Raw genomic sequence first — 13,633 nt, forward strand, 5'->3', positions numbered from 1 at the left:
TGTATATAATAATTATATTACATGTTTAAATTCATTACAACTAATACTAACAATTCTTCAATAAAGGAGTCAACATATGAGTAATGTAACAGTAGTCTCTCATCCATTGATACAGCACAAACTGACAATGCTTAGAGACAAAAACACATCTTCAAAAGATTTCAGAGAACTAGTAAGAGAAATAGCAATGCTAATGGCTTACGAAGTAACAAGAAATCTTCAGCTTAAAGACATTGAAATTGAAACACCCATAATAAAGACAACAGGAAAGGTCCTTGCAGGTGAGGATATTGCAATAGTTCCGGTACTTCGTGCCGGCCTTGGAATGGTTGATGGTATGCTTGATTTAATACCAAATGCAAAAATAGGCCACATAGGATTGTACAGAAATGAAGAAACATTGGAACCTGTTGAATATTACTGCAAACTTCCAAGTGACATCGGAAACAGAATAGTAATAATTACAGAACCAATGCTTTCAACCGGAGGCTCAATGAACGGAGCCATAGCATTATTAAAAAAACACGGCGCAAAAAAAATAAAATCAATACACTTGGTATGTGCTCCCGAAGGGCTTAAAAAAGTTACAGATGCTCATCCTGATGTTGAAATTTATACTGCAAGCATTGATGAAAAATTCAACGACATAGGTTACATAGTACCTGGCCTTGGAGATGCAGGCGACAGATTGTTCGGCACAAAGTAAGCAGATGTCCCAAATCTTCGATTTGGTGACAGTCGCTTATCCTGAGCGTAGCGAAGGATCTCGTTTGATAAGCAAAGAGGTTTGACGTCTCACAGCTTATCCTGAGCGTAGCGAAGGATCTCGTTTGATAAACGAAGTGTAAGACATCTCACAAGAGATGAACTCTTGTACCCAGAAAAATTTCGCCAATATCGGCACGAACATGTGAAAATTTACTATATAAGCAAACAGGGCGGATTTTAATCCGTCCTTAAGTTTGCTATGAGGTGGAAATGAACAAGCTTTTTAAAACCAGCAAAGACAAAGTATTTCTTACAACACTGATTATAATTGCACTTCCTGTAGTAATACAAAATATCATAAGCATCGGTCTTAACATGATTGATACCATAATGGTAAGCAGTCTGGGTGAAAATGCTATTTCAGCTGTAGGCCTGGCTAACAGAATTTATTTTATTTTTACTACGATATGTTTTGGAATTTACAGCGGAGCTGCTATTTTCATAGCTCAGTACTGGGGAGCCCAGGACAAAGTAAGCATCAAAAAAGTTTTCGGCATTGACATAATAATAGGTTCGTCTCTTTCAATTTTGTTTTCTTTGACAGTATTCTTTCTAAGAGATCAAATAATGAGAATATTCATAGATGATCCCACTGTAATAGCACTTGGAAGCAAGTATCTTAAAATTGTGTCGTTTTCATATTTTTTCACTGCAATTTCCTTTGCTTTCAGCTTCAACTCAAGAGCAATACATATGCTCAAGATGCCTACAGCAGTAAATGCAGTGGCACTTTTGATAAATACATTCATAAACTGGCTTCTGATAAACGGAAATCTTGGATTTCCTGCACTTGGAGTAGAAGGAGCAGCAACTGCAACACTTATTGCAAGAATTTTTGAATTTACAGCTCTTATATTTCTTATTTACAGAAATAAAAATCATCCCCTTGCTGCTTCCATAAAGGAAATGACTTCTTGGGACATGAATATGTTAAAAAAGGTTCTTAAAACATCCTTTCCTGTAATTTTATCTGAAACTGCATGGTCTGTGGGAACAAGCGTATACTTCATAGCATACGGCTTCATGGGAGCTTCGGCAATTGCAGTTGTTCAGATAGCATACAACATATCAGACTTTTTCCAGGCCTTCTTCTTCGGCATTGGAAATGCAAGTGCTGTAATGATAGGAAATGAAATTGGAAGAAATGATATTGAAAAAGCACGTGACTACAGCAACAAAATACTAAAAATAACATTTGTTCTGAGCATAATTCTTGCTTCACTGCTGTTTGTGTCAAGAGGAATGATAGCAAGTTACTTCAACCTGGAGCAAGCAACAAGCATTTCCCTGAACAAGACACTGATTGTGTTTACGGCATACTTCACTCCCAAAATGTTCTCATACATTTTCATCTGCGGAATACTCCGTTCGGGAGGAGATACAAAGTTTTGCATGATCGTAGACATTGTAACCATATGGTTCATAGGCGTTCCTGTTGCATTTTTCTCAGTCCTTGTTTTAAAACTTCCAATACACTGGGTAATGGCCATGGTTTTTGCAGAAGAGCTCATAAAATCCATAACTGTACTTAAAAGATACTACAGCAACAAGTGGATTAACAATTTAATTATGGAATAGCAAAGAAGGCGCAAGCCTTTTTTGAATTATTGACAAAATGTTTTCACAATGATATGTTTATTATGACTATGGGGAGGATATTATGAGGCATATTTTTATAATTAATCCTGTTGCCGGCAAAGGCAGATCTCAGTCTGAAATTGCAAGCAACATTAATTCTCTGCTACAAAACAAGGAAATACAATATGAAATTTATTACACCAGGTACAAAGGCGATGCTAAGTCATTTGTTGACAGCAAGTGTACGGACAAGTCTCCTGTGGTATTTTACGCATGCGGCGGAGACGGAACGCTTCATGAAGTCATAAACGCAGCTGTATCTTACAGCCATGCAAGCGTGGGTGTTATTCCCTGCGGTTCAGGAAATGATTTCGTAAAAAATTTCAACAACCATTATCTTTTTGGTGATATTGCAGCTCAGGTATCAGGAGAAACAGTAAAGCTTGACATGATAAAAGCACAGAATGAATATTCCGTTTCTGTATGCAACATAGGATTTGACGCAGATGCGGCATTCAACATGCACAAGTTTAAAAAAATACCCTTTATTACAGGCTCCGGTTGCTATATTCTTTCTGTTTTATACTGTTTATTAAAAAAACTAGGCAAGAAACTGAAAGTTGTGCTGGATGATGACTATACATTTGAAGGAACATTTCTTCTTGGTGTTGCAGCTAACGGCCATTCCTATGGAGGAGGCTATAAATGCGCTCCAAAAGCTTTGATTAATGACGGAGTTATAGATGTTTGTTTCGTAAATAAAATGTCGAGATTTAAGATTTTGGGCCTCATAGGAAGTTACAAAAATGGAACCCACCTGGAAAATGAAAAGCTTAAAGATTACATCACATACAAAAAATGCAAGACAGTGAAAATCATAAGTCAGGAATCAATCAACTTATGTGTTGACGGTGAAAATTATGTATTTGAAGAAATTGATTTTGAAATTGTTCCTGAATCGCTGAATTTCCGTCTTCCTAAAGGAGTTACGGTTCAAGGTTCAAAACCTCAAAAAGCTCAATAAAAAAGACGACTCTTGTAGAATCGCCAGGCTATTGACAAATATAATTTTCCACAAATCATAAGGGCGGATCTTGTTTCCGCCTGGGGTTATTAATACAATAATTTTCTTATCTTCGGGAGGACTCGAGGTCCTCCACTACAAAATATGATTTCAAGTTCACCGACAATTACCAATATTAATTAATTTTAATAACTTTGTCATCAAAAAGACGATTCTTAATTGAATCGTCTTTTTATTTCTTAATACAATTTAGTTTATTGTAAGTCTTTCTGACAAGGCTGAATTTTTCATTACAGCATTTACAACCTGTGTTCCCACAAGTGTAACGACAACAAATTCTCCAATTGCCACATACAATGCATTCAGCAAGAAAGGTGTCTGGAACAGATACGTAAGCTCAAGTCCAACAAAAATTGCATTTGATAAAACAGGTCCCAAACTTGCCAGGTACATGGATTTTTTATTGTATCCAAAAGTTTTTCTTATAGCTGCAATGTACAATATTGCAATCAGAGTTGCAAATGAACCAACTACAACGTCAATTACCCCAAGAGGGCTTGTGAAGTTAGCCAATATGCATCCAAGGACAAGTCCCAGACCATATTTTGGCTCAATGAACGCAAAAAGCACCAATATTTCAGATACACGAAACTGTACCTGTCCATAGCTCATAAATGCAAAGGCATAGGTAAGCGCTGCATAGGCTGCCGCTATGAGGGCAGTGTGTGTTAAAAATTTTAAATTTACGTTTTTTTCCATTAAAAAAACTCCTTTCGAATATAATTCTCGGAGTCACTAAAAAAACCTTGATTTTTAAAGTGGGTGCCAAGAAAACACTTGGAGATTCTGCAATGCAGAACCTCCATTGTATATAATTTTTATTATCTCTTGCTGAACTGTGAAGCTCTTCTTGCTTTTTTCAAACCGTATTTCTTTCTTTCTTTCATTCTTGAATCTCTAGTCAAGAATCCGGCTTTTTTAAGTATTGGTCTTAATTCTCCGTCTACCTGAAGAAGTGCTCTTGAAATACCGTGTCTGATTGCTCCGGCTTGGCCAGTGTATCCGCCGCCTTTAACATTAACCAATACATCATACTGTCCTAATGTGTCAGTAATCACCATTGGTTCTCTAACGATAGTTCTTAAAGTTTCATACTTGATGTAATCTTCCAAGTCTCTTTTGTTTATATTGATTTTTCCAGTTCCTGGAACTAATCTTACTCTAGCAATTGCGCTTTTTCTTCTGCCTGTTCCTCTGTATTGTACGTTCATTTAATCGTCCTCCTCCCTAATTAAAACTCGTATACTTGTGGTTTCTGAGCTTGGTTGTTGTGCTCTGGACCAGCGTATACTTTAAGTTTCTTCAACATTTGTCTTCCAAGGCTGTTTTTTGGAAGCATTCCTTTTACTGCAAGATAAAGAGGTTGAGTCGGTTTATCCTGGAATAAGTTTCTGTAAGGAGTTTCCTTCAATCCACCTGGATATAGAGAGTGGTGTCTGTATAATTTCTGATCTAATTTTTTACCTGTCAATACAACTTTTTCAGCATTTACTACTATAACAAAGTCTCCTGTATCAACGCTTGGTGTATATATTGCTTTGTGTTTACCTCTTAAAAGTTTAGCAACTTCAGTTGCGAGTCTACCTAAAGTTTTTCCTTCGGCATCTATTACATACCATGCCCTTTCAACTTCATTAGGTTTAGCCAAGAAGCTTTTCATCTTGTTTCCTCCTGTAATTTTCAATATTAAAATTTGTATATCAATCTATTCAAAAAACCTAACTCCGGGGCATTGGACCGGTTTTTCTCTGCATTTCATACCTAGGATATTTTATATTACCTAGCATTAAATGTCAAGACTTTTTTTAAATTATAGGAAAGCTCTCTTTCCTATAATACTTTATTATAGTTGACACTTAATAAAAATAATCCTTCCGGTGCTGCTGTTTGTCCCAGAAGGGCTCTTTCTTTTGATTCAAGGGCATTTTCTATACATGATATTTCCTTTAAACCCTTGCCCACATCAATGAGTGTTCCTGCTATTATTCTCACCATGTTGTACAAAAATCCGCTTCCTGTTACATAAAGCCTGATGAGATTTCCTTCCTTTTCAATTCTTGTGCTGTAGACTGTCCTGACAGTTGTCTTTGCCTGTGAACCGGCTGCCATAAATGCTCTGAAATCATGAGTACCCACAACCAGCTTAAAAGCTTCCTCCATTTTGCCCATATCAAGTATTGATGGAACAAATGTTGAGTAGTTTCTGTAAAACGGATTGCCTACCCTGCTGTTGTATATCTGATACATGTACGTCTTGTCGTGAGCATCAAAGCGCGAATTAAATTCCAACGGAACATCAACACTATCAAGAATGCTTATGTCATGAGGCAAATTTGCATTTAGGGCAATTTTAATTTTTTGCTCTTCTATTCTTGTGTCAGCCTTGAAGTTTGCTACTTGCCCAAGGGCATGAACTCCGCTGTCAGTTCTTCCGGAGCCAGTAAGTTCAATTTTTTGCTTCATTACCCTGGCTGCAGCATTTTCTATAACTTCCTGGATACCGATGCCGTTTGTCTGTGTCTGCCATCCGTTGTAGTTTGTGCCGTCATAGGCAACAGTTAATTTAATGTTTCTTACCATATTTTCAATGCGATTACAGCTGCAAAATAAACAATAAAAATAAATGATGCAGCATAATCTCCCTTAGATATTTTAAGCTGTCTCATGCGTGTTCTGTTTTCTCCGCCTCTGTAACATCTTGCTTCCATTGCCATTGCCAGTTCATCAGCTCTTCTGAATGCACTTATAAACAGCGGCACCAAAAGAGGCACCAGGTTTTTTGCCCTGCTCATAATGTTTCCGCTTTCAAAATCCGCTCCTCTTGATTTCTGAGCCTTCATTATTTTTTCAGTTTCCTCCATGAGTGTTGGAATGAAACGAAGTGCTATTGTCATCATCATTGCAAGTTCATGAGCCGGAAGTCCGAACCTTTTAAATGGCTTTAAGAGGCTTTCTATACCATCTGTCAGAATTATTGGCGATGTTGTAAGCGTAAGAAGCGATGTTCCCATTATCAAAAGTGTAAGTCTTATGGCCATGAAACCCGCTTGTTTCAAACCTTCCTCTGTTATCTTGATAAATCCTGCCTGGAAAATTATTCTTCCCGGTGTCATTAGAAGGTTAATAACAAATGTTATGATTATAATCATGAGTATGGGTCTTAAGCCCTTAATTACAAACTTTACAGGAACTTTCGATATTGTAATGGCTGCTGTGAGAAACACCACAACTATTAAATATGTTGAAAAACTGTCAATCAGAAACAATGAAACCAAAAATGCCAGAGTGATTATTATCTTAACCCTGGGATCGAGATTGTGAACAGGTGATTCGACAGGATAATGCTGTCCTATGGTTAAATTCTTAAACATAATTCCTCCTCACTTCCTTGAGTATTTCTTCCTTGGCTTCTTCAACAGTGAGTATATCAGGCCTTATGTTAAATCCTCGTTTTCTGAGTTCATTGACTATTTCTGCTACCTGAGGAACTCCAAGTCCGATTTTTTTAAGTTCTTCAGACTGGGAATAAATTTCCTTTGGTGTTCCCTGCATGTGTATTTTGCCCTTGTAAAGTACTATTACTCTGTTTACAAGCTTGGCAATGTCTTCCATGCTGTGAGAAACAAGTACAACCGTCACATTTGCTTTTTTGTGAAGTTTCTTTATCTGTTCGAAAATTTCATTTCTTCCTGCAGGATCAAGCCCTGCAGTAGGTTCATCAAGAATGAGGTAATCAGGTTTCATTGCAAGAACACCTGCAATGGCAACTCTTCTTTTTTGTCCTCCGGAAAGGTCAAACGGTGATTCATCCTTTATGCTTTTATAGTTAAACCCTACAAGCTCCAGTGCTTCTTTGACTCTCTTTTCTGTTTCTTCTTCGGAAAGGTTTAAGTTCATTGGACCAAAGGCAACATCCTTCGCAACAGTTTCTTCAAATAGCTGATATTCCGGATACTGAAAAACCAAACCCACAGTCTGGCGTATTTTGCTTAATTTTTTCTTGTCTTCCCCAACAACTGTGTCATTGACAATTATTTTTCCGTCAGATGGTTTTTCCAGACCGTTTAAAAGCTGAATCAGCGTGGATTTTCCGGAACCGGTGTGTCCTATTACTCCCAGAAAGTCCCCTTCTTTTATTTCCAGATTTATATCATCAAGAGCAACAGTCCTGAAAGGTGTTCCTTCGCTGTAAATGTATTTTATGTTTTCTGCTTTTATTGACATAACAAATCCACCAAATCCTTTACGTTTATTATATCAGGTGGTATATTAAGACCTTCCTTGGCAAGTTCCTGTGCAAGCTCAGTTACTTGTGGAACATCAAGTCCAAATTTTTTTATAGCTTCAATATTTTTAAAAACGTCTTTAGGAGTACCATCCAATTTTATATTTCCCTTGTCCATAATAACAACCCTGTCTGCAAGAACGGCCTCATCCATGTAATGAGTTATGAGAAGTATTGTCTTACCCTGGGTATCCAGTTTTTTCAGTGTGTCCATAACTTCTTTCCTGCCTGAAGGGTCAAGCATTGCTGTTGGCTCATCCAGTATTATGCAGTCAGAATTAAGAGCAAGAACACCTGCTATGGCAATTCTCTGCTTTTGTCCTCCAGATAAAAGATGTGGTGGTCTTTTTCTGTATTCATACATTCCAACAGCATTCAAGGCATCATCCACCCTTCTTCTTATTTCAGAAGACTCAACCCCTTGATTTTCAGGTCCAAATGCAATGTCTTCCTCAACTATTGTTGCAACAAGCTGATTGTCAGGATTCTGAAAAACCATTCCTGCTGCCTGTCTTATGTCCCAGAGCTTGGAATCATCTGCTGTGTCCATTCCCTTTACATAAATTTTTCCTTCTGTAGGAAGAAGTATGGAATTTATTAATTTTGCCAGAGTTGACTTGCCTGAACCGTTGTGACCGATTATAGCAGTGAACTCGCCTTTTTTGATATTCAGACTGCAGCCGTCAACGGCGTAGTCCGTATCTTCCTTGCTGTATTTAAACTTGACATTTTCAATTTTAATTATGTAATCGTCCATCATACACCTGTATTCATTTAAATTGTGCGTCACTTCGCATTAAGATAATATCATCAATCACATAATTTTACAACAGTAATTTTAATCATGTTGTTGAAACTCAACGTAAATTTGTTTGAAATTTAAGGAAATCTAAAGCAATCCGCATTCAATGCGTCTTGGCCTTGCAGGGTCAAAATTAAATTCATCTTTGAAATCGGCACAGTAAATTTTGCTTTTGAAATTGATTGTCCTGATTTTTTTATACAGTTTGTCTGCAGGATCATCATCACATATTCCAATGACGAACATTTTATATTTTTTTCTCATGGACTGGGCAATTTGATTTATAAATAAGTTGTAGTATTCCATGTTTCCGTCTTTTGAATAAAAAAAAGAAAGCATGGGAAAATCAAGTTCTTTTCCTTCCTCCGGAATATCAATGTACCCAAGAAGATTTGTAACAAATGAAAATTTCTGTATTGTTTTTAATGTTCTTGAATACCCCTTGACTATGTACTGCTTAAATCCTTTTTGGTTCCACAGCGCTCCGAATGCCAGTATTTCTCCTCTTTTTTCCAGGACGTAACAATCATCAATATTAAGTCCGTAAAAATCTGTAATATTGTTTATGGCCGTTGAAAAATTATATTTCATCATTTCTCTTTTTAAAAATTCATGGACATATTCAAGATCATCACTTTTTATACTCCTGAATGTTAAGCCTTCCGGACACACTTTCGTAAATATTTTGGGATTGATTATGTAAGTTGTATAGTCGCAAAGAGGTATGAGCTCTGGAAAAAAGCTTCTTTTTTTATAAAACATTTTTTCTGCTGCTTCATTGTCAGACAAAAATGAACAAAGATAAAGACCTAAATCCTGCTTTTCAAAAAAATCAGCCACATTTTTCCAGTTTATTACTCCATTATAATCATTTCTTTTTCTTATTCCCCCTACATATCCTGCAAGTACACTTTTTCCGTCAACATGGTAACTACCGGGAACACAGGCTGCCTGAAAAACTATTTTTCCTTTTTTGTCCCTTATGATGGCAATCTTTGAATCTTTGCTCTCTTTTTTATAGGATTCAAATGCATTTGTCCTCCTGGTATAAATAAGTTCAATATTACCCTTAGATGCTTCTGATTCAATTATTTCAAGCATTTCAACGCCGTCTTCTAGACAGGCTTCTTCAATTTTATTTATCATTAATTACCTCATCCATGTTTTCTCCTATGGGAATACCAAAGCGCTTGTCCACTTCAAAATGAAAAAGAATGTTCTGATACCAGTATACCATGTTTATGAGAGGTTTTTTTGTGCGCCTTAAAAGAGTGATTCCCCTTTTTAATATGGAGAAGAATGTATAGTATTTTTTCTTGTACTTCCTGCAGAGATTTTTAAGCTCAAAATCAGAAACAAGCTTCGGCATAAATGAGATTGTACCGAATGTGTATCCTTTTTCCAGCCACCAGCTTTCATGAAACAGTCTTCCTTCCTCCAGAAATCGTTCATATGTCTCTGTTCCCGGAAAAGCCAAAAGATGATTGAACGCAGTTACAAAAAACTCATGACGGCTGCAAAATTCAAGATTTTTTATAAAGCTTTCCTCGTTGTCATAGTCAAAACCAAATACAAAACTGGCATAAATGCTTATGCCGCATTTGTGAATTCTTTCAACTAGCTCGTCCCTCTCGCCAAGTCGGGCTGACCATGACTTGTTCATCTGCTCCAGGTTTTTCGGATCAATTGATTCAAATCCTATCAATATCATTTCACATCCGCTTTTTTTCATTAAATTAAGAATTTCTTCATCACGGGCAATGTCTAGAGTGATCTGGGTTACCCATATGATATTCAGCTTTTCTACTTCTTTAAAAAGCTCTTTTGCAAATTCCCTGTCAGAAAAAATGCTGTCATCAACAAAAAAGTAAATTTTATTGCGGCACATTTTAATTTCTTCCACTATGTCACTTATTTTTCTGTGCATATACTGTCCGCTGTAATATGAATGGATGGAACAAAATTCACACAGATGGCGGCACCCTCTTCCTATTTCAACCAGTGTAATTGGAAGATACTTCTTTTGCTTATCAACATAAATACTTCTATCTGGAAGACCATAGTCAATGTTCGCTTTACCTTCATAAACTTTTTTGAAACTTTTATTTTCAATATCTAAGAGCACTCCTGCCCACACTTCTTCAGCATTTCCCTTGACAACTATGTCGGCGTGCTTAATAACTTCATGTTCTGCCAATGTTGCATGGTATCCTCCCATTACAACTATTTTACCTCTTTGTTTAAACTTTTCTGCTATTTCATAGGCTCTTCTGGCTGTGTATGCTTCAACTGTTATTGCCACAACATCTGTTTCACAGCCATAGTCAATGTTTTCAATACGGTCGTCAAAAAAATTTCTTTGGTACCTTTCAGGAGTGAGCTTGTTTAATACTGCAATGGTCAATGGTTCCATGAGCCAGGATTTTAAATATTTTTCATTTTTCTTCCTGCCTATTCCAGGCAAAATAAATGTTATTTTCATCATTGTCCGTCCTTAAATCCAAATTTCATTCCTTGTTTTCTGAAAACTTCTTTTTTGAATATGGGGTTATAAACCATGTATGTTAAAAGCTTGTACGGATTTCGCATGTTTGTTTTAAAGTCAAATGCCCTGTAAATTATGGAACTCATAGAATTGTAATTTTTTCTGCACCCAAAAGACACTTCTGTAAGCTCAATAGCCGACATGTTCTTTGGAACAAATGACGCGTAATTGAACCTGTAGTCAGGATGAAGCCACCACTTCTTTTCGTAAAGAAGCCTTCCTTCACGTGAAAGCTCATCGTAAAGAGGAGTTCCGGGATATGGCATCAAAATGTTGTATGCAGCAAAAGAAAATTTATTTTTAAGGGCAAAATTATATGTTTCTTTGATTGAATCCAGTGTATCTGTGTCGTGGCCAAGAGTGAACGCAGCCCATATCTGCAGTCCGTAGGATTTAAGCATACGAATTGCTTCCTTGTAATGATTGTCTGCATAACTTTTGTTTATTCCCTTTTTCATTGCTTCTATGCTTTCAGACATTATCGATTCAAACCCAACAACAAGTCCCATACAGCCGCTTTTGACCATAATGTCCATAAGTTCTTTATCTTCAAGCATGTCAAGGCTCGCCTGACTAACCCATTTTATTTTTAGAGGTATGAGAGCACGAAATAGTTCCTTGGCTTTTTCCTTGTTGCCTACAATGTTGTCGTCAACAAAGAACAACACTTTCCTTTCCTGGCTTTTAATTTCTTCAATTACTTCAGAGACATCCCTGCAGTAATGGTGGTGTCTGAAGTATGCCCCTGAAGCACAAAAGCTGCACGAATTTCTGCATCCCCTGCTAAACTGCAAAAGTGTAATGGGAAGATAGTTTTTTCCCTTGAAAATGTCCCTTCTTGTGATTATTCCTTTTTGAGGAACAATAACTTCACTGCACACATATTCTTCCTTTAAACATCCATTACGCAGATCCTCTGTCATTTCCAGCCATTTGTCTTCTGCATCTCCAATCATAATGCTTGTTGCATGTTCCTTAACTTCACCGGGAAGAAGCATGGCATGCATTCCCCCCATGAGTACTTTGACTCCCATGTCCATGAACTGCCGGCTTATTTCATAGGCTCTTCTTGCAGTGAATGTTTCAACTGTTATGCATACAAGGTCCGTTTTTTCATCATAGGGAATCACTTCAGCCCTGTCGTCATACATTACAACTTCTATGTCAGATGGTGTAAGTGCTGCAAGTATTCCAAGCTGCAGAGGCTCCATCCTGCTTTCATCCACATACAGGCTGTGACCTCTTCTTCCTATGTTTGGTTTAATCAGCGTAATTTTCATCTCTGTCACCAAGTTTCCTTCCCTGCTTGAACATTATTTCAAATCTGGATACTAGATTGGTAATCAAGTAGACATGCACATTTTTTAAATTGCTTCGACTCATCATTCTTTTAAAAATATTTCCCAAGGAATAAAATGAATATCTTGCATCTCTGCAACTTTCTTTTAGCTGCCGGACAGTCATATTTTCAGGAACAATCATTGAATCTCCGTACCTGAAATTATTTTCAAGCCACCACTTATCTATAACAAGTTTGTTTTCCCACTTAAGTCTCTCATAGAGGGCAGTACCCGGCATTGCCATTAGGGGATTGAAGTTTGCAATTGCAAATTTATGATGTACTGTAAAATCCACTATTTCCTGTGCAGAATTCACAGTGTCTTCCCCATAGCCTATTACAAATGTGCCGTAAACCATGAGTCCTGCATCGTAAATATTTTTCAGGACTTTTTCATAGTCAAGTTTCATATTTGCCTTCTTGTTCATCTTTTTCAGGTTTTCTTTATTTAAAGATTCAAAACCAATGAGAACCATCATGCAGCCGCTTTGTTTCATGATTTTCAAAATTTCAGCGTTTTCTGCAATGTCCATCGATATCTGGCATGCCCATTTCTTTCGGAGTTTTTTCATGAGCAAGAATAGTTTTACAGCTTTTTCCCTGTCTGCAAAAATGTTGTCATCAACAAAGAAAATATATTTTTCCTTTATTTTTTTAATGTCGGCTACAACATTCTCAACGTTTCTAGTTCTAACACTGCCTTTATAGAAAGCATTTATAGAACAGAAATCACAGCAATACCTGCATCCCCGTCCAAACTGCACCAATGCAATGTTGTTATAATATTTTCCGTTAAAAACAGTGTAGTCGTATTTCACTTGGGATAAATCTGAACTGTTATTGCTAATATACTTTTTCTTTAAGGAGTTGTTCTTTAGGTCTTCTACAATCATAGTCCATGTGTCTTCTGCTTCTCCCACAACAACTGCATCTGCATATTGAAGGCATTCATCAGGAACCATGGTAGGGTGAAATCCTCCCATGATTACAATTTTATTTTCTTTTTTGTACTTTTGTGCAAGAAAATAAGCCCTTCGGGCAGAAAATGTGTCCACAGTCATGGCCACAACTTCAGCATCAAGATTTTCCGGCAATTTTTCTATTTTTTCATCATAAAATTCTATTGGTGCTTTTGTAAGAGGCTTTATTATTGCAAAAACAAGGGGCATCATTGCATCCCTTGACTTTTTCCCGAACATGCCGGGTCTTATAAATGCTATTTTCATATTGCT

The 13,633-nt window shown here is 36.9% G+C and carries 14 protein-coding genes; 3 read left to right on the forward strand and 11 right to left on the reverse strand.

The genetic code is table 11. The features are described from left to right. Nucleotides 1-76: 76 nt before the first annotated feature. The 3 genes from upp to LY60_RS16365 all read left to right on the forward strand — a co-directional run bounded on the left by upp (nucleotide 77) and on the right by LY60_RS16365 (nucleotide 3,370). Nucleotides 77-706 carry a uracil phosphoribosyltransferase gene (upp, locus tag LY60_RS16355; protein ID WP_019229556.1) on the forward strand — a complete coding sequence of 210 codons (630 nt, stop codon included), beginning with the start codon at nucleotides 77-79 and terminating at the stop codon, nucleotides 704-706. A 272-nt stretch (nucleotides 707-978) separates the two neighbouring features. Next, nucleotides 979-2,346 carry an MATE family efflux transporter gene (locus tag LY60_RS16360; RefSeq protein ID WP_145086425.1) on the forward strand — a complete coding sequence of 456 codons (1,368 nt, stop codon included), beginning with the start codon at nucleotides 979-981 and terminating at the stop codon, nucleotides 2,344-2,346. 82 nt (nucleotides 2,347-2,428) lie between these two features. Further along, nucleotides 2,429-3,370, forward strand: a complete 942-nt coding sequence (locus LY60_RS16365) for a diacylglycerol/lipid kinase family protein (protein WP_145086428.1) — start codon at nucleotides 2,429-2,431, stop codon at nucleotides 3,368-3,370. Between the two features lie 249 nt (nucleotides 3,371-3,619). On the opposite strand, the gene LY60_RS16370 is transcribed toward LY60_RS16365, so the two are convergent. The 11 genes from LY60_RS16370 to LY60_RS16420 all read right to left on the reverse strand — a co-directional run bounded on the left by LY60_RS16370 (nucleotide 3,620) and on the right by LY60_RS16420 (nucleotide 13,627). Beyond that, entirely contained in the window at nucleotides 3,620-4,129 is a 510-nt protein-coding gene (locus tag LY60_RS16370) for a QueT transporter family protein (RefSeq protein ID WP_145086432.1), read from the reverse strand. Nucleotides 4,130-4,251: 122 nt separating this feature from the next. Beyond that, a complete protein-coding gene (gene rpsI / locus LY60_RS16375) occupies nucleotides 4,252-4,641 on the reverse strand; it encodes a 30S ribosomal protein S9 (protein WP_019229560.1) in 390 nt (129 codons plus the stop codon). Between the two features lie 20 nt (nucleotides 4,642-4,661). Next, nucleotides 4,662-5,090: a 50S ribosomal protein L13 gene (rplM, locus tag LY60_RS16380; protein ID WP_019229561.1), complete on the reverse strand. Its 429-nt coding sequence runs from the start codon at nucleotides 5,088-5,090 to the stop codon at nucleotides 4,662-4,664. Nucleotides 5,091-5,260: 170 nt separating this feature from the next. Beyond that, nucleotides 5,261-6,010 carry a tRNA pseudouridine(38-40) synthase TruA gene (gene truA, locus LY60_RS16385; RefSeq protein WP_145086435.1) on the reverse strand — a complete coding sequence of 250 codons (750 nt, stop codon included), beginning with the start codon at nucleotides 6,008-6,010 and terminating at the stop codon, nucleotides 5,261-5,263. Further along, entirely contained in the window at nucleotides 6,004-6,801 is a 798-nt protein-coding gene (locus LY60_RS16390) for an energy-coupling factor transporter transmembrane component T family protein (protein ID WP_145086437.1), read from the reverse strand. The genes truA and LY60_RS16390 overlap by 7 nt, the downstream gene beginning before the upstream one ends. Continuing rightward, on the reverse strand, nucleotides 6,794-7,654 hold the full coding sequence (locus LY60_RS16395; RefSeq protein ID WP_145086440.1) for an energy-coupling factor transporter ATPase: 861 nt from the start codon (nucleotides 7,652-7,654) through the stop codon (nucleotides 6,794-6,796). The genes LY60_RS16390 and LY60_RS16395 overlap by 8 nt, the downstream gene beginning before the upstream one ends. Then, nucleotides 7,645-8,472, reverse strand: a complete 828-nt coding sequence (locus LY60_RS16400; RefSeq protein WP_145086556.1) for an energy-coupling factor transporter ATPase — start codon at nucleotides 8,470-8,472, stop codon at nucleotides 7,645-7,647. Before LY60_RS16400 ends, LY60_RS16395 begins: the two co-directional genes overlap by 10 nt. Nucleotides 8,473-8,604: 132 nt before the next feature. Beyond that, nucleotides 8,605-9,663, reverse strand: coding sequence for a hypothetical protein (locus tag LY60_RS16405; protein WP_145086443.1), 1,059 nt, complete (start codon nucleotides 9,661-9,663; stop codon nucleotides 8,605-8,607). Further along, nucleotides 9,653-11,002, reverse strand: coding sequence for a B12-binding domain-containing radical SAM protein (locus tag LY60_RS16410; RefSeq protein ID WP_145086446.1), 1,350 nt, complete (start codon nucleotides 11,000-11,002; stop codon nucleotides 9,653-9,655). The genes LY60_RS16405 and LY60_RS16410 overlap by 11 nt, the downstream gene beginning before the upstream one ends. Then, nucleotides 10,999-12,342, reverse strand: coding sequence for a B12-binding domain-containing radical SAM protein (locus tag LY60_RS16415; RefSeq protein ID WP_145086449.1), 1,344 nt, complete (start codon nucleotides 12,340-12,342; stop codon nucleotides 10,999-11,001). The genes LY60_RS16410 and LY60_RS16415 overlap by 4 nt, the downstream gene beginning before the upstream one ends. Further along, a complete protein-coding gene (locus LY60_RS16420; protein ID WP_145086452.1) occupies nucleotides 12,323-13,627 on the reverse strand; it encodes a B12-binding domain-containing radical SAM protein in 1,305 nt (434 codons plus the stop codon). The genes LY60_RS16415 and LY60_RS16420 overlap by 20 nt, the downstream gene beginning before the upstream one ends. Between the last annotated feature and the right edge of the window lie 6 nt (nucleotides 13,628-13,633).

Origin of the sequence: Sedimentibacter saalensis, from assembly GCF_007830175.1 — a bacterium.
GTDB lineage: Bacteria > Bacillota > Clostridia > Tissierellales > Sedimentibacteraceae > Sedimentibacter > Sedimentibacter saalensis.

What these genes read in the sequence shown, in the direction of transcription:
- rpsI (WP_019229560.1), bottom strand. Translation starts at nt 4,641, where the DNA reads ATGAACGTACAATACAGAGGAACAGGCAGAAGAAAAAGCGCAATTGCT.
- LY60_RS16420 (WP_145086452.1), bottom strand. Translation starts at nt 13,627, where the DNA reads ATGAAAATAGCATTTATAAGACCCGGCATGTTCGGGAAAAAGTCAAGG.
- LY60_RS16400 (WP_145086556.1), bottom strand. Translation starts at nt 8,472, where the DNA reads ATGGACGATTACATAATTAAAATTGAAAATGTCAAGTTTAAATACAGC.
- LY60_RS16395 (WP_145086440.1), bottom strand. Translation starts at nt 7,654, where the DNA reads ATGTCAATAAAAGCAGAAAACATAAAATACATTTACAGCGAAGGAACA.
- LY60_RS16405 (WP_145086443.1), bottom strand. Translation starts at nt 9,663, where the DNA reads ATGATAAATAAAATTGAAGAAGCCTGTCTAGAAGACGGCGTTGAAATG.
- LY60_RS16390 (WP_145086437.1), bottom strand. Translation starts at nt 6,801, where the DNA reads ATGTTTAAGAATTTAACCATAGGACAGCATTATCCTGTCGAATCACCT.
- LY60_RS16365 (WP_145086428.1), top strand. Translation starts at nt 2,429, where the DNA reads ATGAGGCATATTTTTATAATTAATCCTGTTGCCGGCAAAGGCAGATCT.
- upp (WP_019229556.1), top strand. Translation starts at nt 77, where the DNA reads ATGAGTAATGTAACAGTAGTCTCTCATCCATTGATACAGCACAAACTG.
- truA (WP_145086435.1), bottom strand. Translation starts at nt 6,010, where the DNA reads ATGGTAAGAAACATTAAATTAACTGTTGCCTATGACGGCACAAACTAC.
- rplM (WP_019229561.1), bottom strand. Translation starts at nt 5,090, where the DNA reads ATGAAAAGCTTCTTGGCTAAACCTAATGAAGTTGAAAGGGCATGGTAT.
- LY60_RS16410 (WP_145086446.1), bottom strand. Translation starts at nt 11,002, where the DNA reads ATGATGAAAATAACATTTATTTTGCCTGGAATAGGCAGGAAGAAAAAT.
- LY60_RS16370 (WP_145086432.1), bottom strand. Translation starts at nt 4,129, where the DNA reads ATGGAAAAAAACGTAAATTTAAAATTTTTAACACACACTGCCCTCATA.
- LY60_RS16360 (WP_145086425.1), top strand. Translation starts at nt 979, where the DNA reads ATGAACAAGCTTTTTAAAACCAGCAAAGACAAAGTATTTCTTACAACA.
- LY60_RS16415 (WP_145086449.1), bottom strand. Translation starts at nt 12,342, where the DNA reads ATGAAAATTACGCTGATTAAACCAAACATAGGAAGAAGAGGTCACAGC.